Source organism: Gemmata palustris (assembly GCF_017939745.1).
GTDB classification, from domain to species: Bacteria; Planctomycetota; Planctomycetia; order Gemmatales; family Gemmataceae; genus Gemmata; species Gemmata palustris.
Map to the genome: position 1 here is coordinate 6,182,697 of NZ_JAGKQQ010000001.1, position 23,661 is coordinate 6,206,357.

Genomic DNA, 23,661 nt, shown 5'->3' on the forward strand with positions numbered 1-23,661 from the left:
GGCGTCCGCTCCGGGCCGTGTTTTCTGCGTGCAACCACCCGATTAGCAACACCCCTGTGCCGAGCCATTCGGTGCGGGAGCGCACCCGCTGACGCCGCACTTGTCCGGCGCGAGACAATCGGTGTGCTTGCGGCCGAGGTGGAACAGCGCGCCGGCGGGCGTCGCCTCCGCGAACGCGACCGGGAACTGCGAGACCGCGTCGCGCTCGTACTCCACTTCGACCGGCAAATCGTCCGAACCGAGCAGCGGGGCCGCGAGCCGCAGAATGCCGGCCAGTTTGCCCGCGGTCAGGCGGTGCGCGGTGTCGTTCGCGACCCACACCTGAAGCACACACGAAACCGCGGAGCGGGTCGTTCCGCCGCAATCCATGAAGTCCTTCTGCACGCGCCCGATCTCGGTGACGTGGAAGTGCGCGGGCACGAAGTCGCCGTCGGGGAGCATCAGGTGCAGCGCTGCGTCCGGGTCGGCCAGCAGCACGGCTCGAAATTGGGCCACGTTCATCCGCGTATCTCCGGTGAGGGTGTCGCGCTCTTTCACGATACCGGCGCCGCGCCGGGTTCCAAGTTCCATCGGACCATCGGTTCACCGAGGGGGTCACGATCACGGACTCCGCTCGTGTGTCAGTTCTCGCGCGGAGTGTGCCGCGGACCCGACCGAAGGTTCGCCCCAGAACCAACGCGCGTAATCCCAGGCGGCAAGCGCGCTCAGAAAGGTGACCGCCGCGAGCACCCACATCGGCGCCCCGGTGGACATGACCAGCAGCGCCAGCACCACGAACTGCGCCGCAGTGGTCGCCTTACCAAGTAACGACGGGCGCATCCGCCGGCCCACACCCCATTGCCGGCGCGCGATGACGTAGACCAGCCCGACGAGCACGGTGACGTCACGAATCGCGAGCCCCAGCGCCCAGAGCGGGTGAAGCGCCCCTTCCGCCAGGAGCGTAGCGACGAGCGCCAGCACGAACACCTTGTCCGCGACGGGATCGAGCAACCGACCGGCGTTTGATTCCGCGTGCATCCACCTCGCCGTGAGACCATCGAGCAGGTCCGAAAGCGCTGCGCCGATCACGGCCCACAGCCGCCACTCCGCGGGAATGAACGGGAACGCCACTCCGAGCACCAGGCGCGCCCCCGAAAGGCCATTGGGAACAAGGTGCGACAAGGTTCGGATCACGTCGCATTCCGATCGTGCGGTTCACGTAAGGGCGAACAACGGGCTGGTGCGAAACACTTGCTCAACCGGCCGCATACGACCACCCGCACTGCGGGCACTTGTTCGCGCCGGCGGGGATCGATCCGCGGCACGCGACACACACGGCTGGTTCGGACACGTCATCCGGTTCCGGCACATCGGGAGCTTCTGGCGCTTCACGCTCCGGTTCGCTCGGGCCGAAACTCCAGCCGTATACGACCCGGCTGATCGCCGCCACGACCGTACAACCGAATAGGAGCACTTCGCCCAGCGTGAGCGGCGCGACGAGCAGCCGCGGGAGCATGAGAACGACTCCGGCCAGGCGCACCGTCCAGTCGCGTGCGAAGAGGAGAAAGAGCCCCGCGACCGCAATGAACAAGAGCACGTCCACGAACTCGGGTCCGCTCACGGCGGCGGTCATTTCACTCTCCGAAGGTCCGGGCGCGGGCAGTTGATGAAGCCTATCGGGGTCGGCACTCGTATGCAAGTTGGCACCGCGTTGGCGCCTCGCCCACAACGGACACCATCACCCCCGGAGTCTCGCATGTCCACGTCTCGCAAAGTCGCGCTCGTTACGGGCAGTGCCACCGGCGTCGGGCGCGCGTGCGCCGTCCGGTTCGCCAAACTCGGCTACGCGGTCGTCGTGAACTACTCGAAGTCCGAAACCGAAGCGCAGGAAACGCTCGCTCTCGTCGAGGCCGAAGGCGTGCCGGCTCTGTTATGCAAAACGACGGTCGCGGACGCGGGCGCGGTGAACGAGATGATCGCCGCCACGGAAGCGAGCTTTGACCGGCTCGACGTACTCGTGAACAACGCGGGCACCACGCACTTCGTCCCGCACACCGATCTCGATGCGCTGACCGATCAGGTGTGGGACGACATCTTCAAAGTGAACGTGATGGGCACGTTCTACTGCACCCGGGCCGCGATGCCGCTCCTGAAGGCGAGCCAGGGAAATGTGGTCAACGTGACGAGCGTCGCGGGGTTGACGGGCTTGGGAAGCTCGATCCCGTACTGCGCGAGCAAGGCCGCGCTGAACTGTATGACGCAGTCCCTCGCCCGCGCCTTCGGGCCGGACGTGCGGGTGAACGCGGTCGCCCCCGGACCGATCCTCACACGCTGGCTCGAAGGGCGTGAGGCGCACATCGCCAAGTTCTTGGAACACGCTCCGCTCGGGCGCGCCGCCAACCCCGACGACATCGCCGACGCGGTCGTCTACCTCGCGACCGGCACCACACTGACGACCGGGCAAGTTTTGGTCGTCGATGGCGGCCGAACGATGTAACGGCTATTCGGTCTTCCTCGAGATGGGCGCGATGGTCTTCATCTCCGTATTTTCGCCCCGGAGATCCTTCAGCGCTTCCTGCCACTGGCGCTTGTCGTCGGGCGTGATGCAACCGGTCATCGTGACCAGCCCCACGAGCACGATGAGCGCGAAAATCCGACGCATGATTTTGTTCCCTCGGCACGGCGAGCCGCGCGAATACCGCTGGAGGGGGCGGCGTGCAACGAAAAATCTGTGAGAACCGAAGGTGCGCCAGAAGCCCGGCAGCGCAAGGTGCGCCCCGGTCGCACGAATACGCGCGCGGGTCACTTCTCCGGGATGATTACCGGGATCGGACTACTCGGCGGACCGAGTTGGCCGCCGGTCGATCGGCCGATGTCAGTGAGAACTGTACCAGCGCGGTATTTCGCACCCTCACCCGGTTCGTAACCCGGCGGTGTGATGCGCCATTTCGGACCGGAGGCAGCCCACTGCGTGCCCGCGCTGAACAGGCGCGACATTTCGTGCGGATCGAAATCGGTGCTGGCCAGCGGGGACTGCACTTCCGTCGGGATCACCGACACGTTGTAGTTCATCCCGGTCATCGTTGTAAGCAAGAAAAGCTTGTGCAGGTCGCTGCGCGTCTGGTCGTAGACGATGGTGGAGATGGCGTTGCTCGCGATGGCGAACGTGCGCGGCTTCACCGGCGTCGGGTCCGGGTACATTTTCCCCGCAACAAGGACGTACACCTCGGAACCGTAGAGCCAACCCACCGGCAGCTTCTCGTGCTCGGCGTGCGGAACCCACGGCGGGGCGAAGAACATCGACGACGTGGTGCCGCCGTCAATGTGGCGCTCGACGAACCGCTTGCCCTCCACCGTGACCGGAATGCGCACCGGCGGGAAGAATCCCGGAATCGAGGCCGACGCGAGGAGCACTTTGCGGAACAACTCGCGGCTCTCCGGCGTGTCGCGTGCCGCGATCGCGCCCATGTCCCACACGACCGCCCGGCGCGCGTCGAGATCGGTGGTGCCGACGTAGAACCGGCGGCCCTTGCGGTGCTCCTCCGCGAACCGGGCGATGCGCGCATCCGTCGCAACTTGGTGAATGACTTTGTTCAGAGGGGAACTGTCCGCGAGTGATTCTGATAGCAGCGCCGGGATGAGTCGGTTCTTGCGGTAAATATCCGAACTGCGGAGCGTGGTGTAGCACCGCTGGAGTTCGCCGTCTTCGGACGATCCCAGGAACGCGAACGCACCGAGCAGCGCACCGGTACTAATACCGGTCACCACATCAAATTCGGGGCGCGTACCGGTCGCGGTCCAACCGACGAGGACGCCCGCGGGGTACGCTCCGTAAGAGCCCCCTCCGGTGACAACCAGAATGTGCTTTTTGGGGAACGGAACGGGGGGCTTGGTCGATGTGCGCGCCTTCTCAGCGAACGCGAGCAGGTCTTCCGTGCGGATGGTGCTTCGGCCGGCTCCCTGAGCCTCAATGTCGAGCCACCCCACGGACGCCTTCAGCTCGTCCGGTGTGCGTTCGTCCCGTGAGCGCAAGCGTTTGAGCGGCGTGAGGCGATCGCCCACGGCACTCGGACCAGCGCACCCGAGCACGACAGCACCCAAGAGCAGTGCCAGCCCGAGAGCCGACACCGGTCGCGTGAACGTGCGGACCATTCTTCCCCCCAAGAATTTGAGGGGGATATCGTGGGAGAGCGAAACCCGCAAGAGGGTACTTTCGGGTTTCGCGAAGCGGCTTATTTGCGGTGCCGAATCCGGGCGCGCATCCGGCGCTTCTTCCGACCCACCTTCCGCCGACCGGTGCCGCGACGCCGACCCATGATTCGCTCCTACCGTCAGAAATTGTCAGTGAAGTTTGTATTTCGTTGGGAAGTCGTGATTCTAAGCCGCGAGCGGGCAAGCGACAAGTAGCGATCGCGATACCAACCCGCCGCTCGCCCCAATCGCCCCCGCCGTCAGAATCGGACCGAGAGTTGCACACCACTTCCCCAGCACAACCCAGGCACCGATCCTCATCTTCTGGCGCCGACCCGGAATCTGTGAGTTGCGCTCTCGCGAACATATGGGCACGATACCCACAATCAACGCGGGCCGCGCGTTACGCGAGCGCGGTTGCGGGACTCCGCGCGATCCGAGAAGGCGGGAAGGGTTGTCCGCCTTCCGTTGCGGCCATATACTTTCTACTCTTATAAAGACGGGCGGCCTGCGGGCGCTGACGGAGTTCGCTGCGGATGCGGTTCCACCTGATCGATCGAATCGACCGCTGGGAACCGGGCAAAACGCTGGCGGCGACGAAGTACCTCGCGCTGGGGGAAGAGTACCTCGCCGACCACTTCCCGCAGTTCCCGGTCATGCCCGGCGTGCTCATGCTGCAGGCGTGCGTGGAATCGGCGGCGTGGTTGTGGCGCGTGACGACCGACTTCGCACACCCGGTGATCGTGCTCCGGGAACTCAAGAGTGTGAAGTACGGCACGTTTATGCTCCCCGGGCGACGGATGGACGTGACTACAGAAATGACGAAAGTCGACGCGACGGCCGGCACCGCGACGTTTAAGACCAAGGGAATCAACGACGCGGGTGAATCGACCGTTAATGCGATCTTCGTTCTTCACGGGTACTCTCTTGCGAATCGTGGGTCCACGGGGGCCGCAACCGACTCCCGCTTGATCGAGCACTGGAAGACCCGCTGGGCACTGCTCACCGGCGAATTGCGGAAGAAATAAGACGGGTCAAGTGGCCGGCGCCCGATACCGAATTGATGACAAGCGTGCGGACCGACAGGACGAAGCAATGATTTTGAAGGATCAAATCGCGCTGGTGACGGGCGGGAGCCGGGGAATCGGGCGCGGGATCGTGCTCGCCCTGGCCCGCGAAGGCGCGAAAGTTTCCTTTGTCTACCGCGGGAACGCGGAAGCGGCGCAGCAACTCGTTCAGGAAGTGGCCGCGGCCGGTGGCGTCGCGCAAGCGGTGCAGGCGGACGTGGCCGATCCCGCGGCGGCCGAGGCCGTCGTCGGCGCAATTCTGGCGGAACACGGGCGAATTGATATTCTGGTGAACAACGCCGGTGTCATTCGCGACAAATTGTTCCTCAAGATGGACGCTGAGGACTGGAACACGGTCATCAACACCAACCTGACCGGAACGTTCGCGTTCTGCCGGGCGGTTGCCCAACCGATGGCGTTCAAGCAGCGGTCCGGGCGCATTATTAACCTGTCGAGCATCGCCGCCGAACACGTGAACAAGGGCCAGGCGAACTACGCGGCGAGCAAGGGCGCGATCAACAGTTTCACGCGGGTGCTCGCGGCGGAACTGGCCGCCCGAAACGTACTTGTGAACGCTGTTGCCCCCGGTTTCATTGCGACCGACATGAGCCAGGCCGTGCGGAACATGGCCGGCGAAGACAACCTTAAAAAGCTCATTCCGGTGCGGCGGCTCGGCACACCGGACGACATCGCCAACGTGATTCTCTTCCTCTGCGGTCCCGGCGCTGCGTACATCACCGGGCAGGTGATTACTGTGGACGGCGGCCTCAGCCTCGGGGCGGTGTCCGGCTGACCGGCCGGTTGGAGAAGCGAGACATGACGCGCGAAGATATTTTTGGCAAGGTCCGTACCACGCTCATCGACGCGCTCAGTGTCGACGACGATCAGGTGACGCCGACCGCACGACTCAAGGGCGACCTGGGCGCCGAGTCCATCGACTTCCTGGACATCGTGTTCCGGCTGGAAAAACAGTTCGGCGTCACGATCCCGCGCGAAGAGCTGTTCCCGGAATCCATCTTCCAGGGCGACTCGACGTTCGTCGCGAACGGGAAGGTGACCCCGGTCGGGCTGGTCGAGCTCGAAAAGCAAATGCCCTACGCCGACCTCACCGAGTTCAAGAAAGACCCGCGGATCGACAAGGTCGAAGACCTGTTCACCGTCGATCTGATCGTGCGCTACCTGGAATCGAAGGTCGCCGCCAAGAAGTGAAGTGACCGCCCCGGCGGTTTTGTGGGGTGGGTTCCGGCTCGCGCAGGCCCACCGTTTCCTCCGTACAGTCCGATAAAAGCACTCCCAACATGCGCTGGACGTGGATCGACCGGTTCGTGACGTTCGAGTCCGGCAAGTCGGCCACGGCGGTGAAGAACCTGAGCCTGGCCGAAGACCACTTCGCCGATCACTTCCCCGGCTTCCCGGTGATGCCGGCCCCACTCATCCTGGAAGGTTTAGCTCAAACCGGCGGTATCCTCGTGGGTGAGGCGCGCCAGTACCGCGAAAACGTGGTGCTCGCGAAAATGACCGCGAAGTTTCACCACGACGCGATGGCCGGCGAACAGTTAACGTACACGACCACACTGTTGGATTTGAACGACACGGGCGCACGGGTATCGGCCACCGCGCACAGCGGCGCGGACCTCGTGGTCGAAGCCGAGATCATGTTCGCCCACGCGAACCCTTCTCAGCTCCCCCCGGGACTACCCGACACCAAGTTCGTCTTCAGTGGGCAGATCACGCATTTGCTCCGTATGGCGGCCGCGGTGAGTAAACCTGCTCCGCCAAGCGAATAAGGGTCACTGAACACCGCTGACGGCCGCAAGAAGCCCCAATTGGGGCTTCCAGCTTTTTCCTTACGGTCCAAATAACCCAATTTACCCGCGCTACTGAACCTTTCAAACCAAAAACTCTTGCGGCAGAAGCGAATCGGACGCAAGTAATCCGAGCGAATACACTACCTCTTGAAATATAGCGCAGTAACTCGCGCTTAGTATCCACGGAGTTCAGCACCGAGTGGCAACATGGTAAGCAACTCTCGCCGCACCGTGCTGACCGGGTTCGGCGTACTCAACCCGATCGGGTCCACGCCCGAAGCGTTCTGGGACGCACTCGTCTCGGGCGCCCGCGGCGTGCGCACGGTTTCGCTCTTCGACGCCTCCGAACTCCCCTGCCACATTGCGGGCGAGGTGCAGGGGTTCTCCGCGAAGGCACTAATCGACAAGAGCTACCGCCGGTCGCTCAACGCGATGGCCCGGACGGTCGAACTCGGCGTCATCGGCGCACAACTCGGGCTCCAGAACGCCGGTATCGCGAAGGGCACGGTCCCCGCGCACCGGATCGGCATCGAGTTCGCGTCGCTGATGGGCGCGACAGACCTGAACGACATGGCCGCCGCGAGCAAGGTATCGTCCCCGGACGGCGAAACGATCAGCCACGCCCTTTGGGGTTCCGCCGGGCTGCCCGAAATCACGCCGCTGTGGATGCTGAAGTACCTGCCGAACATGCCGGCGTGCCACGCCACGATCCTTTACGACATCCAGGGACCGAGCAACACGCAGATCCCCGGCGACACATCGGGGCTGGTCGCGCTGTTCGAGGCCGCCCGGATCATCCGCCGTAACACGGCCGATGTAATGGTGGTGGGCGGGAGCGAAGCCCGCATTAACCCGATCACCCTGAGCCGGCACAACCTGTTCGTCCAGTTGTCGCGCCGAAATGACGATCCGGGCCACGCAGTTCGTCCCTTCGACGCGGACCGCGACGGCACCGTGCTCGGCGAAGGTTCGGCAGTCTTCGCACTCGAAGAACTGAATCACGCCCGCAACCGGAACGCGACCATCCTGGGTGAACTGGTGGGCTGGGCGGCCGGGGTCGATCGCGGCAAGAAAGGTCCGGGACTGGCTCGCGTCATCCGAAACGCTTTGACCGCGGCGGGTATCCAACCGCAAGACGTGGACCACGTTAACGCGCACGGCACCGGCACAACCATTGGCGATTCGTTCGAGGCACGCGGTATCAGTGAAGTGTTTGGACGGGATGTGCCGGTTTTTGCGCCGTTGAGTCGGTTCGGGAACCTCGGCGCGGCCTCCGGATTGATGGAACTGGCGTGCAGCGTGCTCGCTCTCCGTCACGGGCTGTTGCCCGGCACACTCAACCACGAGAAACCGGCCGCGGACTGTCCGATTGCGGTTCACGCCGGCGCGCCGCGCCCCGTAACCAAACCGTATGTGGTGAAAGTGACCTACACGGGCCTCGGTCAGTGCGCCGTGGCAGTTGTGAAGAAGTGGGACTAGGCGACCAGTAAAAGGTTCTGGCCCAATACCTTACGGTCCCACGAGCGAGATTGAGAGCGAGACGCGGATTGCGTGAAGCTCTCCAGTCGGCACGGATCGGCCGGTCGCCAAGAGGTGGAGAGATGCGCAGACGAGTGGTAATCACCGGGATGGGGGTCATCAGCCCGCTGGGACACAGCGTGGCTGAGTTGTTCGCGGCCCAAGTTGCGGGCCGAACAGCAGTTGGGCCGATCGCGCACTTCGACGCCCGCACGTTCCCGACCACGTTCGCTTCGGAAGTGACGGACTTCGACCTTGCGAAGTTTCTGCCGAACGCGGACCAGTTCCGCAACTGCGGCGTGAACACCAAGTACGCACTCGCGGCCGGCCGACAAGCACTCCTGGACGCCGGGCTTCTCGAAATGAGCGGCGATCGCTCACGGATAGGCGTTTATCTCGGCTCCGGGGAGGGTCAGGAGAACTTCGAGGCGCTCACCACCAGCACGTCGAAGGCGACCCCGCAAGGCGAACGTACTGCGAACCTGCGTGAAGCCGCGGCCCTGCTGTTTAAGCGACTCAACGGCCCGCAGGAAGCCGAAGCCGAGATGTACGCCCCGTCCGGCTACCTCGCCGACACGTTCGGCCTTGATGGGCCGTTCGCGTCCTGCCAGACTGCGTGTGCGGCAAGTTCACAGGCCATCGGCGAAGCGACGGAGATGATCCGCACGAACGAAGCGGATGTCATGCTCGCGGGCGGTTCGCACAGCATGATTACCCCCACGGGTATCAGCGGATTTAACCGGCTCACGGCGCTGTCGCAGCGCAACGACAGCCCCAAAACGGCGAGCCGCCCGTTCGACCTCACGCGCGACGGGTTCGTGATCGGCGAAGGCGCGGGCCTGATCGTGCTCGAAGAGTTGGAGCACGCGAAGGCGCGGGGTGCGAACATTGTTGCCGAGCTAACGGGTTACGGCTCGACGGCCGATGCCTTCCGAATGACCGACCCGCACCCGGAGGGGCGCGGGGCGATTCGGTGCATGGCCGAGGCGCTGACCGACGCCGGGTTGAACCCCACCGACATTGGTTACATCAACGCACACGGCACCAGCACGCAGGCCAACGACTCGGCCGAAACCGCCGCGATCAAGTCGGTGTTCGGTGATTACGCTTATAAATTGCCGGTCTCGAGCAGTAAGAGCATGCTCGGCCACCTGATCGCCGCCGCGGGCGTGGTCGAACTGATTATTTCGATGATGGCACTGCAGAAGGGCGTGGTCCCGCCGACGATCAACCTCGAAACGCCCGATCCCGCCTGCGATCTGGATTACGTCCCGCACCACGCCCGCGAGGTGCGATTCAAGCACGTGCTGTCCAACAGTTTCGGTTTCGGCGGGCAGAACGTCGCCCTGATTGCCAGCGCGTTCCGGGGTTGAAGACCGGGACCGGTATTCTGATAATGAAAGGTTGGTAATTGTAACAGGACGTTCCTCGTCGTCGAGACGAGCGCTTTGCAAATTGGATGCGGCATCATTCTACCCGGAGGTCCAGGGTGGTTGTTTGGTTCTGGATCGGCATTGCGTTGTTTTCCTTCCCCTTCATTGCGGTGGGGTTGGGACTGGCGATGGCGTATCTGTACGTCCGCTGGAAGTACATGGGGTTCCTGACGCGCATCTTTCAGGAAAAGCCCCTGTTCGTCGTTCCCCGGGGCGAGCCGGACCCGCACGCCGAAGAAGCCACCCTTCCGACCATTGACGGACTGGCCCTCCGCGGCTGCTACTTCCGCACGACCGCATCGCAGCGCCGCGGGGTGATCCTGTTCGGCCTGGAATTCGGGTCGAACCGGTGGGCGTGCCGGCAATACTGCCAGGCCCTCATCGGAGCGGGCTACGACGTGTTCGCGGTCGAACCACGGAACCAGGGCGATAGCGAGCGCGACCCGAACTACGAACCGCTCCAGTGGGTGACCGACCGGGACGTGGCCGACATGCGGGTCGCGGTCTCGTACCTCCGCTCGCGCCCCGACGCGGACCCGAACGGCATCGGCATCTTCGGCATCAGCAAGGGCGGGAGCACCGGTCTACTGATCGCGGCGTCCGACCCGTGGGTGAAGTGCGTCGCGACCGACGGCATGTACGGGACGCACACCACGATGGTGCCGTACATGCAGCGCTGGATTCAGATCTACAGCGGCAACCGCCGCATCCAGAAGGTTCTGCCGGGCTGGTTCTACGGCATGGTCGGCACCGTGGGCGTGAAGCGCGTGGCGCGGAACCGCGGGGTGACGTACCCGAGCGTGGAAAAGGCCGCGACCAAGTTGAACCGGCCCCTCCTGATGATTCACGGCGAGGGCGACACGTACATCAAGCCCGAAATGGCCGCGTCGCTCTTCGCGCGGGCGTCGGGCACGAAGAAACTGTGGTTGGTACCCAAGGCGAAACACAACCAGGCACTGCACATTGCCGGGGACGAGTACAACCGCACGGTGGTGGAGTTCTTCGACCGCCACCTGGCCGAAGAGAGCCAAGAACTGGTGCCAGTGGGGTGAGGGGGCGAGACTTCCCCAACCGGAAGTTGACCACCCTGTTACGGTTGATTGTGGGCCGTAATTCGTACCTGCGAATCGCGGCCATCCTACCGAAGCCCACGGTCCGCCGTGGGCTTCGTCGCGCGCGGGTGAGTCATGTCAGTGAAACGCTTTTTGCTCGTTCGCCTCGGCCGGTTGCTGACGTACCCGGTGCGGAAGCAGTTGCGGCAGTTTGAAATCGCGTGCGAGAACCCCGAAGCGGTCCAGGCCGCGCTCCTCTTCAACATCCTCCGCACCCAAGCCGACACGCAGTTCGGGCACGACCACAAGTTCGGCGCGATCACGTCCGTCGCCGAGTACCGCAACAACGTCCCGGTTGCCCCCTACGAGTACGTTGCGCCTTACATCGAGAAGGTCCAAACGGGTGACACGAGGGCGCTACTGGCGGACCCGCGCGTGTTGATGTTCGCGCTCACCAGCGGCACCACCGCCAGCCGCAAACTCATTCCCGTCACGGACGCCTACCTCGCGGCGTACCGGCGCGGGTGGAACATGTGGGGCGTGAAGATGTACCGCGACAACCGCGGTCGGCGGATCGCGATGCGCCCCATCGTGCAACTCGGCGGCGACCCGGAAGAGTTCCGCACGCCGTCGGGCATCCCGTGCGGGAATCTCTCCGGCTACACCGCGATGGTGCAGCGCCGACTCATCAAGTGGATGTACACGGTGCCGCACGTGACCGGCAAAATCAAGGACGCGAAGGCGCGCTATTACGTCGCCCTGCGATTCTCGATCGGTCGGAACGTGTCGCAACTGATGGCCGCCAACCCGAGCACGTTGGTTCAACTGGCCCGCACGCTCGACGCGGAGAAAGAATCGCTCCTGCGCGACCTCCACAACGGCACGCTCCGCGACGATCTCGATATCAGCCCGGAGATTCGCGCCTATCTCGCTCCGCGCGCGAAGAAGAACCCGGCCCGCGCGAATGAACTGAGCACGATTGCGGGGAAACTGGGCCGCTTGTACCCGATGGACGTGTGGCCCACAGAGGCGACCGTTATCAACACGTGGACCGGCGGGAGCATGGGGCCGTACCTGCGGCAACTGCCGCAATACTACGGCGAGCCGCCGGTTCACGACCTGGGGTTACTCGCGAGTGAGGGGCGGTTCACGATCCCGCTTTCGGGCGGCACCGCGAGTGGCGTACTCGATATCTGGTCGCACTACTTCGAGTTCATTCCCGAAGGCGAGATCGACTCCCCCCAACCGACGGTGCTCGGCGCGCACGAACTCCGAGAAGGCGGCAGCTACTTTATCCTGCCGACCACCGCATACGGGCTGTACCGCTACCACATTTCGGACCTTGTTCGCGTGACGGGCTTCCAGGGCAAAACGCCGCTCGTCGAGTTTCTGGGCAAGGGGAACCGGTTCGCGAACCTGACCGGCGAGAAACTGAGCGAGTACCACGTCACAAAGGCGATGGACGCGGTCGCACAGCGCATCAATCAGCCGATCACGGCGTACAGTGTGAGCCCCGTGTGGGACGAGAAGCAGCCCTACTACGCGATCTTCCTCGAAGAACCGGACGTCGCCAACGAGCCCGTGCTCAAACACTTCTTGGCCGAGTTCGACAAGCAACTCGGTGTCGAGAACGTGGAGTACGCGGCGAAGCGCGAGAGCGGGCGCCTCGGTCCTCTGCGCGCGATGGTGATTGCCGCGGGCACGTGGGCGAAGTGGGACCGCGACCGGCTATCACAAACCGGCGGGTCGCCGGAGCAGTACAAGCACCCGTGTCTGATCGGTGACCTGAAGTTCCGCGACACAATGACTGTGCTGCGCGAGGTCGTGTAGGCGAGAACGAAGAGCCGCAGATGACGCGGATAACACGGATAAAGACCGGGAACTGAATTTTTGGTCGCTCTTGGTTTTGATCCGTGTTATCCGCGTCATCCGTGGCTCTTTCCGGTCGCTGGTGCCCGCGGCTCTTTTCTGTCATTTCTGACACGCGCACAGCAGTCGCTATACTTTATCTCAATTCACGCTCCCCATCCGAGCCAAACCCATGCCACCCATCACGGCCACCCCGCCCGCGATTCAGTTCGATACCGCCGCCGCGGTTCAGCGGCTCGTGCGGTTCCTCGGAATCAACGCAATCACCGGGCACGAAGCGCCCATCGGAAAAGAGCTGGTCGCGGCACTCAAGGAAGTCGGCGTGCCGGCGAAGGCCATCAGCTTCGACGACGCCCACACGCGCATCCCGGAGCCGACGCCGATCGGCAACCTCATCGTGAAGTTGCCCGGCACCGGCAAGAAGAGCGCGAAGCCGATTCTGTTCATGACGCACATGGACACCGTTCCGCTGTGCGCCGGGGCGAAGCCGAAAGTAGTCGGCAAGCGCGTCGTGAACGAACTCGAAGGCACCACCGCCCTCGGCGGCGACAACCGCACCGGGTGCGCGGTGCTGGTTACACTCGCGGCCGAACTCATCAAGCAGAACCTCCCGCACCCGCCGATCACGATGCTGTTCACGGTCCGCGAGGAGAGCGGGCTGTTCGGCGCGAAGCACCTGAACCCGACCGACCTCGGCGGCCCGGTCGTGGGCTTCAACTTCGACGGGCGCAGCGCCGCGGACGTCATCATCGGCGCCATCGGTGCGGACCGCTGGACCGTGGACATTCGCGGGAAGGCCGCGCACGCGGGCGTGGCCCCCGAAAAAGGCATCTCCGCGACGATGGTGCTGGCACTGGCGATGGCCGAGGTTTACGAGGGCGGGTGGTTCGGCAAGGTCGTGAAGGACGGGCGCGAGGGGACGAGCAACGTGGGTTCGGTCGGTACGCTTGATGGCAAGAGCGCGGGCGACGCGACCAACGTAGTCACCGACTTCGTTCACGTGAAGGGCGAGAGCCGCAGCCACGACGCGAAGTTCGTGCGCGAGATCACGGCCGCGTTCAAGGCCGCGTTCACCAACGCCGCGTCGAAGGTGAAGGACCACGAGGGCCGCACCGCGAAGCTGAAGTTTACCTCCCGCCTGGATTACGTCCCGTTCCGGCTGAAGTCCGATGCACCGGTAATTAAGTTGGCCGAGTCCGCGGTCCGCACTTTGGGCCGCGAGCCGAACTTGCGCGTGACCAATGGCGGGCTCGACGCGAACTGGATGGTGAAACACGGTATCCCGACCGTGACCTTCGGCGCGGGCCAGAACGAGATTCACACCGTGAAAGAGTTCGTGGACCTGACCGAGTTCGAGAGCGGCTGCCGCGTGGCACTGGCGCTCGCGACTGCGGAGTGAAGCACCCGGGTAGGGGCCACCTTAAACGACGCGAACCCGGCCAAAGGCCGGGTTCGTGCGTTTCCAAGCTCTCACTTCGCGATTACACCGAGGCGTTGAGCGCCGGCGTGGTGCGGTTGTAACCGCCCGCGCGGTGCAGTGTCGTCCACGCTTCGGCCTGACGGTTCCCGGCTTCCACGGTCACGAGGAACCGGCCCCCGTGAACTTCGGACTCGTAGTACCGAGCATCATCTTCCGGGATGCCCACGCCGATCAGCGCACCGACCAGACCCAGAATGGCCGCGCCACCGGCCGCGTTGAGCAGCACGGTGCCCAGCGTACCGATCGCCAGTACCGGCCCGATCACCGGAATCGTGCCCGCCAGGACGCCCAGGCCCACGAGAGCCCCGGCCCCGGCACCGACAACCGCACCGGCCGCAGCCCCTTCGCCGGCGAGGGTTTCATTGTTCCGCTCGTTTACCATGTTGCCTTCAGCGTCGCGCGCGATCATACCGATGCTGTCGTCGGCGAACCCCGCAGCGCGCAGGTCGCGGATCGCGGACTCGGCTTCCGAACGAGTGTAAAAGACGCCGACCACGGCGTTCGCTGTTGCCTTCTTCATGATGATTCTCCTGACTTAACCGGGCCGGCTTCGATGTGTCGGGCGGCCCCGATCCGATTCAGACGATAGGCTGGATGCACACGCGATGCCGAATCATTGTGGAACCGCGGACCAGACATTTGTGTGAAGAAATGAAACGAAAACGCAACGGGACGCGCACACGTGCGCGTCCCGTTGCTCGTCACGCTTTGTGCGCGCCGGTTACTTTCAGTTACTCGGTGCGAGGGAGCAACACGCGCTCGATGAAGGTGGTGTCCACCTTCCCTTCGATGAACTGCGGGTTGTCAAAAATGGTCTTCAGAATCGGGATCGTGGTGTGAATGCCCTCGACCACGAACTCGCGCAGACAGCGCCGCATCACCGCGAACGCCTCGGCCCGCGTCGGCTGGTGAACGAGCAACTTCGCCACCATGCTGTCGTAGTTGGACGGCACGCGGTACCCGGCGCACACGTGAGAGTCGAGCCGCACGCCCGGTCCGCCGGGCGGGCGCCAGGTCTTCACCACGCCGGGGCTCCCGCGGAAGTCGTTGGCCGGGTCTTCCGCGTTGATGCGCACCTCGATCGCGCACCCGCGCTGCTGGATGTCCTTCTGAGTAAAGCGCAGTTTCTCGCCGGCGGCCACCCGGATCTGCTCGCGGATGATGTCCACCCCGGTCACCAGTTCCGTGACCGGGTGCTCCACCTGCACGCGGGCGTTCACCTCGATGAAGTAGAAGTTGTTCTGCTGGTCCACGAGGAACTCGCAGGTGCCCGCGTTGTAATAGTTGGCCTCCTTCGCGAGCCGCACGGCCGCCGCACACATCTCCTGGCGCACCTTGTCCGGCAAGTTCGGCGACGGTGATTCCTCCACCAGCTTTTGGTGCCGGCGCTGGAGCGAGCAGTCGCGCTCGAACAGGTGAATCACGTTCCCGTGCTGGTCGCCGATGAGTTGCACCTCGACGTGCCGCGGGCGGTCGAGGTACTTTTCCAGGAACACGCTGCCGTCTTTGAACGCGGCCTCGGCCTCGGCCCGCGCCGCGGCCAACCCGGTCACGAGTTCCGCCTCGTCACGGGCGACGCGCATCCCGCGCCCCCCGCCCCCGGCGGACGCTTTGACCAGCACCGGGTACCCGACGTTCCGGGCGAACCGCTTCGCCTCCTCCTCGGACTCGATTAACCCGTCGCTCCCGGGGACGGTGGGTACCTTCGCGGCTCTCGCCACCGTCTTTGATTTGTCTTTGTTCCCGAGCCGGTCCATCGCGTCCACGGACGGCCCGATGAAATCGATGCCGGACGCGCGGCACTGCTCCGCGAACCGGCTGTTCTCGGAGAGGAACCCGTAACCGGGGTGAATAGCCTGCGAGCCGGTTTTTTCAGCCGCGGCGATGATCCGCGGGATCTTGAGGTAGCTCTCGGCGGAAACGGCCGGGCCGATGCACACGGTCTGGTCGGCGTGGTCCAACCACGGCGCGCCGCGATCGGCTTCCGAATAGACCGCGACCGCCTCGATGTTGAGATCGTGACACGCGCGGATCACCCGCAGCGCGATCTCCCCGCGGTTGGCGACAAGAATCCGGTTGAACATATTCGTAAAGTCGTAAGGTCGAAAGTCGTGGTGTCAGCCGCTCAGGTCTTCAACTTACGACGTTCGACCTTACGACTTTCGACTCGTGTTTAGGAAGGGTCGACCCGGAACAGAACGGTGCCGTACTCGACGAAATCCCCGCCCTGAACGCAGATCTCGGCAATGGTGCCGGCACAGTCGGCAGTCACGGGGTTGTACGTCTTCATCGCCTCGATCGTGCAGACGACGGTCTTGGCGTTCACCTTCGCGCCGACCGTCACGAAGTCGGGCTTCTTCGGGTCGGGCTTGATGTAGAACGTGCCGACCATCGGCGACTTGATCTCGAGGTAGTTCTTGGACGCCGCAGATGGGGCCGGGGCCGCAGTTCCCGCGGGAGCTGCGGCCGGGGCACTGGGGGCGGGAGCATAAGCCACCGCCGGGGCCACGGGCGCGACCGGAGCCGGGGCGTAAGCGACCGGTGGGGCGACCATCGCGGCGCGCTTGCGGAGCCGGATGCGCTGTTCCCCCTCCGTCAAATCGACTTCACCGAGGTCGTGCTCGGTCATGAGCTTCAGGAGGTACTCGACCGTCTTGACATCGAACGGCCGGGGCGCATCCCGTTTGTCGTCGGCCACCACGAAACCCTCAATAACGAAACCCCGGCGAGACCGGGGAATAGAGAGGAGTAGTGTATGAGTTGAGGGGCGCAGTGGCGCGGGGATGTTTTGAGCCGCGGCCATATCCTGCCGGCCCTGAATTTGGGGCACGGCAGGTGACTCAGACGTGCGTCCGAGGACAACGGAGACGCGGGGCTCTCAGCCCACGTTCAGGGTCACGGGTTCGCGGGAAAGCGTGGTGAGGAGCTTGCACCCGTCGTGGGTGATGAGAACGTCGTCTTCGATGCGGATGCCGCCCCAACCGGGGAGGTAAATGCCCGGCTCGATGGTGACGACCATGCCGGCCTCGAGCACGTCTTCCGAGTTGGCCCGGATGCGGGGCGCTTCGTGAATTTCCAGGCCGATCCCGTGGCCGAGGCCGTGGGTGAAGAAGTCGCCGAGCTTGAGGTCCGGGTACTTGTCGAACTTGGCGTTCGCGATCACCTTGCGAGCGGCCGCGTCCACGTCCTTCGCCTTGACGCCGTGCCGGATCGTCGCCATCGCCGCGTTTTGGGCCGCGAGCACCACCGCGTACAGTTTCTCGAAGTCGTAGCCCACGCGCTCCATCTTGTTGCGGCGGCTCGGCGAGGTACCGAACGGGCTCTTCAGCGTCCGCGTGATGTCGGACTTGTACAGCAGGTCCGCGCCCCAATCGACGAGCAACTTGCTGCCCTCACCGAGTTGCCGGGCGGTGGGGGGAGCGTGGGGCAGCGCGCCGCGCTCGCCCACGGCCACGATCGGCGGGAACGACGTGCTCCGGGCGCCGGCGCGCCGCACGTAGCCCTCGAGCGCGTCCACCATGTCCTTTTCGGTGTCGGCCTCGCGGAGCGTCGCGACGAACATGCGGAACCCGCGTTCGGCCACGCGCACGGCCTCGCGGATCTTTTCCACTTCGCCCGGGTCTTTTACCGCGCGCTGCACTTCGACGGTGCCTTCGACCGGGACGAACGTGATCTTCGGAGCGAACTGCTTGAGTGCCTCCAGGTCGCCGAGCGTGATCCGGTTCCCCTCGACGCCGACCGTTTTCGCGCCGGACTTGGTCAGCGTCTCGGCGGCGGCTTCGAGCGTCGTTTTGTTGTGCGAACGGATCACCACGTCCAGGTCCGAGCACTCTTCCTTGATCTGCTCCTCGAAGCGCGTGTCACTAATAATGACGTGGGTCTTCGGCAGGACGGCGTAGAAGCTGTCCTCCCCCGTGAACCCGCTCATGTACGTCACGTTTGCCGCACCGGTGACGAGGAATCCGTCGAACCCCCGCGCCTTGAGTGTTTGATTCAGAGTAGCTCGGCGTTGTTGGATGTAGTTCATACGACGTGTGGTTCTGCGCTGGGGCAACAGGGGCAAGTGAAATTTGGGTGATGTGCCACCGTATTGGCACTCTAACTCAGCGTGTCAGGAAAATAAAGAGTTGGAGACAGTTATTATCGCGTTTGGCGCGAGAATTCAACAGCCAACTGAATTAATTACCGCATGTCACGCGGGAGCCGAATCGTAGGACAAATACAGGCGTTGAACTCGGTCCCAATTACCCTCATGCGACGTTTTGGGGCGCTTTCGAGTTAAGCCCGGAGGTTCGAGCGCGTGACGGCACATCAGCAAACGAGCGACCCCGCGCAGGCGGACCGAATATGGTTCGGCTACCACCCGCGAACGCTGGCACCGACTATCGCGATTGTCGCAGTGGTATCGTTTATAACGTGGACCGGGCGGTGGTACCTGGACCACCTGTCGGAACTCGCGAACCGATTAGGGGTGCTGGCCCTGTTCGCGATCGCGTGGGGGCCGTGGCCCGTGCTGGGAGCGGTGTTCCTGTACCGCACCGTGACCTACTCGTACCGCCTCACGGACCGCGCGCTGATCGTCGATTTCGGCTTCTGGCACCGCCCCGTTCCGCCCGTGCTTCTGGCCGAAATTACCGGTGTGCGCACCGGTTCAACGGTACTCCGCCGCGCGTTAGGGGTGGGGTGGATCGAAGTTCGTACTGCGGGACGCCTCTTGCGACTGACGGGCGTTCGCAAACCCGAAGAGATGGCCGAGCGCATCCGCGCCGCGACCACAACAAACAAATAATCGACCCGCGCCGGGGCGAGCGCCGATCCGTGGTCACCACGCTCGCGACCGTGTGGTTCAAGGAGCGGGTGCCGTGAACCGCTCGGGGATAGTTGGGTGCGGAAATGAAACGAGCCCCACTCACTTCTGCGAGTGGGGCTCGGGACTTTGACGAGCCGGACCGGTCTACTTCTGGTCCTGGTTCGCGGAAGGCTCACGGCACCGCCGCGGCGCGCCGGTTCTGGCGCCAGGCGGAACCACGAACTGCGGGGTTGATCCAGACCGCCTGGCGCCAGAACCGGCGCGCCGCGAAAGCGGTGCTGGAACAGCCTTCCCCGAGGCGAGTGCAACGGTATGCGCTCGGCTGACGCAACATCAGCCTGCTGTAAAACAGCGAGCTAAACCAATTCGGCTCGTCGGGCACATTGTACATCCTGCTGCGCGGGTATCTATTCACTTCTTCACCGGGCCGAGGTACTCCAGTGTCAAGTGAGTCACGGCACGGCGGCCTTTGTCGGAGGTCACGTTCGCCGAGAGGCGCGTCGGCCCCGCCGACAGGTTCGCTTCCCTCGAAAGCGAATCCGTTCCCTCCGCGTTGAGGCCGATGAATTCTTCCGTCGCACTCACGGTCACGGTCATGGTTCCGCGTTCCAGTTTGCCGGGGGAATGAAACGTCACCTTGTACCGACCGGCGCGGGCGATCTCGACTTCCCAGTGGCCCTCGCTGTCCGCGTTCCATCCGGCCTTTGGCCCGCGCCAGTCCTGACGGCTCAAGCGAACGGGATTCTCTTTCTCCGAACCGATCACGACGCGCGCGGGTTCAAAACCCTTTTTCGTCACGTCCGTGAACCACGCCTCGTACTCACGTTTGAGCTGTGCGACTTCCTCCGGCTTGTCCGCCGCGAGGTCTTTCTCCTCGAACGGGTCGGCCGCAATGTCGAAGAGTTCGTATTTCGGTGTCCACTTTGCGTTCGGCGCCACGCCCGCGGACTGCACGAGCTTGTACTTCGGCCCGCGGGCCGCGAACGCGCGGTACTTCTCCGGTTCGTCGCCGCGATGCCACTGGAAGAACAGCGTGCGCCCCGGCCAGTTCCCCGGCGCCTGTGTGAGCAACCGGGCGAAGCTCCGGCCGTCGAACGTAGCACCCGAGTTCGCGCCACACAGTTCTAGTAGCGTCGGCGTGATGTCGATGTGCGCGAGAGGCGTATCGATGGCCTGCCCGCCTCTCACTTTCGCCGGATAGCGGACGTAGCACGGCACCCGAATACCGCCCTCGTACACGGTACCTTTGCGATTCCGCAACCCGGCGTTCCAGCGCACGCCACCAGGACCGTTGTCCGTCAGGAAGACGACAATCGTGTTGTCCTTGAGTTTCTTGTCCTCCAGTGCCCGCATGAGTGCGGCAAAGTTGGTGTCGATGTTCTCGATCATGCCGTAAGCCTTCGCGATCTCGTCGGTGTTCAGCTTTGGCACGGTCCACGGCTGACCGGTCTTCGGGAAGCTCTTCTCGGTGAGGTCGAGTTTCGCGTACTTCGCGGCGAACGTTTCCGGTACCTGATACGGTGCGTGCGGCGCGTTGAACGCCACGAACGCGAAGAACGGCTTGTTGCTTTCGGTCGTGATGAACTTCAACGCGGCGCTGGTGAACACGTCGGTGCAGTAACCCTTTGTCTTCACCACCGAACCGTTCTGTTTCAGCGCCGGGTCGAAGTACGCGGTCTTCGGGTCCGCGTCCGGCGGGTCGCTCGGCTGCGCAAGTCCGCCACCCGCGCTCCACAACGTTTGCTGGAACCCGCGGTCCTCCGGGCGCAGCGGATAGTTGTCGCCGAGGTGCCATTTCCCGAACAGCCCCGTGCGGTACCCGGTAGCGCTGAGATGCTGTGCGAGTGTTTTTACGTCGGGCCGCATCAGTGAGCGCCCGAGGTACGTGTCCACCACTCCAGTTCGGTAGTTGTAAAGTCCGGTCAGGAGGCTCGCCCGCGTGGGCGAACACACCGGCGACACGTAGAAGTTTTTGAGCCACACCGATTCCTTCGCGAACGTGTCCAGGTTCGGCGTTTTCAGAACCGGGTTGCCGTGCGCGCCGAAGTCACCGAACCCCTGATCGTCGGTGATGACGATGAGAACGTTCGGTGGAGTGTCGGTCGCGAACAGGGAGGCAGGGAGTGCAAGAAGGAGAGCGGAGAGGAGCCAGCGCATGAGTTGTGTCTCCCGTTTAGCGGTGGCCCCGGCGGAGCCACCGCTAAACTGAACACAGCAGGTGTTCAAGATCAACACGGAAACAGACTCTCATGCCCGACCCGATCCGAATTGCGGCCCTCGTGAGTGGAGGCGGCACCACGCTCCAGAACCTCATCGACCTGATCGCACGAGGGGCGCTGAACGCCCAGATTGTGGGCGTAGTGTCCAGTCGCACGGATGTGTTCGGTGTGACGCGCGCGGAGCGAGCGGGGGTTCCGGTTAGCGTCGTGGAGAAGGCACCCGGCCGGTCGCCCGCGTTCGCGGATCGCGTGTGGGATGCCGTGCGCGGGTTCGCGCCCGATCTCGTGTGCCTCGCGGGGTGGCTGCACCTACTGCCGATCGCGGCGGACTTCCGGCACAAGGTGCTGAACATCCACCCGTCGCTGTTGCCCGCGTTCGGCGGTAAGGGGATGTACGGGCACCACGTTCACGAAGCGGTGTTGAAGTACGGCGCGAGGGTGTCGGGCTGCACGGTTCACTTTGCCGACGACACCTATGACACCGGTCCGATTTTGGTGCAGAAGTGTGTACCCGTCAAAGACGGTGACACGCCCGATACGCTCGCCGCGCGCGTCTTCCAGGCCGAGTGCGAAGCGTACCCGGAGGCCATCCGCTTGATCGCGGACGGCCGGGTTACGGTGCAGGGACGACGAGTGGTGATTTCGGGTTGAAGTGGACGAGAAGTCCGGTCGCGGAATCTCGTAATGAGCCGCGACCGCAAGGGCGCGGGAGGCACGACACGCTTTCAGTGGTTACGAAACACATCGGGGAGCCGCAGCACCACTCCCTTGCGGTCGCGGCTCGTCAAACCTGCCCTAGTTCGCCGGCTTCTCGCTGTTCGTGTCTTGCCCGCCCGGTTTGCGGAACTTCGCCGGCAGCTTCGGCGCTTCGGTCGGGGCCGCGACCGGCTTCACCTTCAGCGCCTTGTCCGCGATGTCAGACCGGTAGTGCATTCCCGTAAAACTAATGAGCTTCACCGCTTCGTAGGCGCGGGCCTTCGCGTCCGCGAGCGTGTCACCGAGTGCGGTCACACCCAGCACGCGCCCGCCGTCCGTCACGAGGCGGTCGCGCTCGTCGATCTTCGTGCCCGCGTGGAACACCTTCACGTCCGGGAGCCGGTCCGCGTCCGCGATCCCGGTGATCGGTTTGCCGTTGTCGTACTTGCCCGGGTACCCGCCCGAGCACAGCACCACGCACACCGCCGGGCGCGTGTCCCACACGATCTTCTCCTCGAACTCCTGAAGGCGCTCGTCGGCGACCGCTTCGAGCAAGTCGAGCAGGTCCGTCTTCAAGCGCATGATGAGCACCTGCGTTTCGGGGTCACCGAAGCGGCAGTTGAACTCCAGCACCCGCGTGCCCTGGTTGGTCAGAATGAAGCCACCGAACAGCACGCCCTGGAACGGGTAGCGCCCGCGCTTCATCGCGTGAATGGTTGGGAAGAAGACGGTGCGTTCCCATTCCTTCATCAATTCCGGGGTCGCGACCGGGGCCGGGCAGTACGCGCCCATGCCGCCGGTATTCGGTCCGGTGTCACCGTCGCCCACCGCCTTGTGGTCCTGGCACGCGGGGAGCGGCAAAAAGGTGCGCCCGCTCACGAGCGCGAGAACGGAAACCTCCTCACCGTCGAGCCGCTTCTCCACCACGACATTCCGGCCCGCCTTCGACCCGAACTCCGCGTCCGTCATGATCCGGCGCACGGCCGAGACCGCTTCCGGGCCGGTCTTGCACACCATCACACCCTTACCCGCGGCCAAGCCGTCGGCCTTCACCACCACGGGGTAGTCGCGCGTCTCGATGTAGTCGCGCGCGGGCTGCGGGTGGTCGAACACGCGGAACTCCGCGGTGGGCACGTCCGCGTGGCGCATCAGCTCCTTCGCGAACACCTTGCTCGACTCGATCCGCGCCGCGTCCTTGGACGGTCCGAAGACCTTGAGCCCTTTCCCGCGCAGGAAGTCCGCGAGCCCGGCCGCGAGCGGGTCTTCGGGGCCGATCACCACCAGCCCGATCTTCTCGCGCAGGCAGAACCTCTGGAGCTTGTCTGTCTCGGTGTACTCGATGGCCACGTTCGTGATGCCGTCGCTCGCCGTGCCCGCGTTCCCGGGAGCACAGAAAATCGTGCCCGCGCGCGGCGATTGTTTCAGCCGCCACGCCAGCGCGTGCTCGCGACCGCCCTTACCAATCACCATCACGTTCATGATTCGCGCTTCGTGTTTTCGTGTTTCGTGTCGTCAAGTCATTTTATCCGTGTCCGGCCC

Annotated in this window: 23 protein-coding genes; 12 read left to right on the forward strand and 11 right to left on the reverse strand. The window is 64.2% G+C overall.

Features of this window, described 5'->3' with window-relative positions:
• Positions 1–42 precede the first annotated feature (42 nt).
• The 3 genes from J8F10_RS25675 to J8F10_RS25685 all read right to left on the reverse strand — a co-directional run bounded on the left by J8F10_RS25675 (position 43) and on the right by J8F10_RS25685 (position 1,612).
• On the reverse strand, positions 43–570 hold the full coding sequence (locus tag J8F10_RS25675) for a DUF6428 family protein (protein WP_246523576.1): 528 nt from the start codon (positions 568–570) through the stop codon (positions 43–45).
• A 30-nt stretch (positions 571–600) separates the two neighbouring features.
• Positions 601–1,173 carry a CDP-alcohol phosphatidyltransferase family protein gene (locus J8F10_RS25680; RefSeq protein ID WP_210658835.1) on the reverse strand — a complete coding sequence of 191 codons (573 nt, stop codon included), beginning with the start codon at positions 1,171–1,173 and terminating at the stop codon, positions 601–603.
• Positions 1,174–1,234: 61 nt separating this feature from the next.
• Positions 1,235–1,612 (reverse strand): hypothetical protein, encoded by a 378-nt coding sequence (locus J8F10_RS25685; protein ID WP_210658836.1) that lies wholly within the window; start codon positions 1,610–1,612, stop codon positions 1,235–1,237.
• 123 nt (positions 1,613–1,735) lie between these two features.
• On the opposite strand from J8F10_RS25685, the gene J8F10_RS25690 reads away from it, so the two are divergent.
• The gene (locus J8F10_RS25690) at positions 1,736–2,476 is read left to right on the forward strand and encodes an SDR family NAD(P)-dependent oxidoreductase (RefSeq protein ID WP_210658838.1); all 741 of its coding nucleotides are present in this window, start codon (positions 1,736–1,738) and stop codon (positions 2,474–2,476) included.
• A gap of 3 nt (positions 2,477–2,479) precedes the next feature.
• On the opposite strand, the gene J8F10_RS25695 is transcribed toward J8F10_RS25690, so the two are convergent.
• Together J8F10_RS25695 and J8F10_RS25700 are read right to left on the reverse strand one after the other, a co-directional pair.
• On the reverse strand, positions 2,480–2,641 hold the full coding sequence (locus J8F10_RS25695) for a hypothetical protein (protein ID WP_210658840.1): 162 nt from the start codon (positions 2,639–2,641) through the stop codon (positions 2,480–2,482).
• A gap of 140 nt (positions 2,642–2,781) precedes the next feature.
• Complete coding sequence (locus J8F10_RS25700; protein WP_210658842.1) at positions 2,782–4,131, reverse strand: patatin-like phospholipase family protein; 1,350 nt, start codon at positions 4,129–4,131, stop codon at positions 2,782–2,784.
• Positions 4,132–4,706: 575 nt separating this feature from the next.
• Between J8F10_RS25700 and J8F10_RS25705 the strand changes: the two genes are divergently transcribed.
• The 9 genes from J8F10_RS25705 (at position 4,707) to J8F10_RS25745 (ending at position 14,316) form a co-directional block, all read left to right on the forward strand.
• Positions 4,707–5,198, forward strand: a complete 492-nt coding sequence (locus J8F10_RS25705) for a hydroxymyristoyl-ACP dehydratase (protein WP_210658843.1) — start codon at positions 4,707–4,709, stop codon at positions 5,196–5,198.
• A gap of 67 nt (positions 5,199–5,265) precedes the next feature.
• Positions 5,266–6,030: a 3-oxoacyl-ACP reductase family protein gene (locus J8F10_RS25710; RefSeq protein ID WP_210658845.1), complete on the forward strand. Its 765-nt coding sequence runs from the start codon at positions 5,266–5,268 to the stop codon at positions 6,028–6,030.
• A 23-nt stretch (positions 6,031–6,053) separates the two neighbouring features.
• The gene (locus J8F10_RS25715) at positions 6,054–6,446 is read left to right on the forward strand and encodes an acyl carrier protein (RefSeq protein ID WP_210658848.1); all 393 of its coding nucleotides are present in this window, start codon (positions 6,054–6,056) and stop codon (positions 6,444–6,446) included.
• Positions 6,447–6,535: 89 nt separating this feature from the next.
• Positions 6,536–7,024 (forward strand): beta-hydroxyacyl-ACP dehydratase, encoded by a 489-nt coding sequence (locus J8F10_RS25720; protein WP_210658850.1) that lies wholly within the window; start codon positions 6,536–6,538, stop codon positions 7,022–7,024.
• Between the two features lie 228 nt (positions 7,025–7,252).
• A complete protein-coding gene (locus J8F10_RS25725; protein WP_210658852.1) occupies positions 7,253–8,524 on the forward strand; it encodes a beta-ketoacyl-[acyl-carrier-protein] synthase family protein in 1,272 nt (423 codons plus the stop codon).
• A 122-nt stretch (positions 8,525–8,646) separates the two neighbouring features.
• Positions 8,647–9,936, forward strand: a complete 1,290-nt coding sequence (locus J8F10_RS25730; RefSeq protein WP_210658854.1) for a beta-ketoacyl-[acyl-carrier-protein] synthase family protein — start codon at positions 8,647–8,649, stop codon at positions 9,934–9,936.
• 116 nt (positions 9,937–10,052) lie between these two features.
• Positions 10,053–11,048 carry an alpha/beta hydrolase gene (locus tag J8F10_RS25735; RefSeq protein ID WP_210658857.1) on the forward strand — a complete coding sequence of 332 codons (996 nt, stop codon included), beginning with the start codon at positions 10,053–10,055 and terminating at the stop codon, positions 11,046–11,048.
• A gap of 135 nt (positions 11,049–11,183) precedes the next feature.
• Positions 11,184–12,878: a GH3 auxin-responsive promoter family protein gene (locus J8F10_RS25740; protein WP_210658859.1), complete on the forward strand. Its 1,695-nt coding sequence runs from the start codon at positions 11,184–11,186 to the stop codon at positions 12,876–12,878.
• Positions 12,879–13,119: 241 nt separating this feature from the next.
• Positions 13,120–14,316 carry a M20/M25/M40 family metallo-hydrolase gene (locus J8F10_RS25745; protein ID WP_390891151.1) on the forward strand — a complete coding sequence of 399 codons (1,197 nt, stop codon included), beginning with the start codon at positions 13,120–13,122 and terminating at the stop codon, positions 14,314–14,316.
• An 82-nt stretch (positions 14,317–14,398) separates the two neighbouring features.
• Here J8F10_RS25745 and J8F10_RS25750 read toward each other — a convergent pair whose 3' ends face one another.
• The 4 genes from J8F10_RS25750 to J8F10_RS25765 form a co-directional block, all read right to left on the reverse strand.
• The gene (locus J8F10_RS25750; protein ID WP_210658861.1) at positions 14,399–14,917 is read right to left on the reverse strand and encodes a general stress protein; all 519 of its coding nucleotides are present in this window, start codon (positions 14,915–14,917) and stop codon (positions 14,399–14,401) included.
• 211 nt (positions 14,918–15,128) lie between these two features.
• Positions 15,129–16,481 carry an acetyl-CoA carboxylase biotin carboxylase subunit gene (gene accC / locus J8F10_RS25755; protein ID WP_210658863.1) on the reverse strand — a complete coding sequence of 451 codons (1,353 nt, stop codon included), beginning with the start codon at positions 16,479–16,481 and terminating at the stop codon, positions 15,129–15,131.
• Between the two features lie 89 nt (positions 16,482–16,570).
• Positions 16,571–17,095, reverse strand: a complete 525-nt coding sequence (gene accB, locus J8F10_RS25760; RefSeq protein WP_315854164.1) for an acetyl-CoA carboxylase biotin carboxyl carrier protein — start codon at positions 17,093–17,095, stop codon at positions 16,571–16,573.
• Positions 17,096–17,275: 180 nt separating this feature from the next.
• Entirely contained in the window at positions 17,276–18,424 is a 1,149-nt protein-coding gene (locus J8F10_RS25765; RefSeq protein WP_210658867.1) for a M24 family metallopeptidase, read from the reverse strand.
• 273 nt (positions 18,425–18,697) lie between these two features.
• Between J8F10_RS25765 and J8F10_RS40400 the strand changes: the two genes are divergently transcribed.
• The gene (locus tag J8F10_RS40400; protein WP_210658868.1) at positions 18,698–19,186 is read left to right on the forward strand and encodes a PH domain-containing protein; all 489 of its coding nucleotides are present in this window, start codon (positions 18,698–18,700) and stop codon (positions 19,184–19,186) included.
• Positions 19,187–19,618: 432 nt separating this feature from the next.
• Here J8F10_RS40400 and J8F10_RS25775 read toward each other — a convergent pair whose 3' ends face one another.
• Positions 19,619–21,364: an arylsulfatase gene (locus J8F10_RS25775; RefSeq protein ID WP_210658870.1), complete on the reverse strand. Its 1,746-nt coding sequence runs from the start codon at positions 21,362–21,364 to the stop codon at positions 19,619–19,621.
• A gap of 92 nt (positions 21,365–21,456) precedes the next feature.
• Here J8F10_RS25775 and purN point away from each other — a divergent pair, with 92 nt between their 5' ends.
• The gene (gene purN, locus J8F10_RS25780; protein ID WP_210658872.1) at positions 21,457–22,077 is read left to right on the forward strand and encodes a phosphoribosylglycinamide formyltransferase; all 621 of its coding nucleotides are present in this window, start codon (positions 21,457–21,459) and stop codon (positions 22,075–22,077) included.
• Positions 22,078–22,221: 144 nt separating this feature from the next.
• On the opposite strand, the gene purD is transcribed toward purN, so the two are convergent.
• Positions 22,222–23,601 carry a phosphoribosylamine--glycine ligase gene (purD, locus tag J8F10_RS25785; RefSeq protein ID WP_246523580.1) on the reverse strand — a complete coding sequence of 460 codons (1,380 nt, stop codon included), beginning with the start codon at positions 23,599–23,601 and terminating at the stop codon, positions 22,222–22,224.
• Positions 23,602–23,661: the final 60 nt, after the last annotated feature.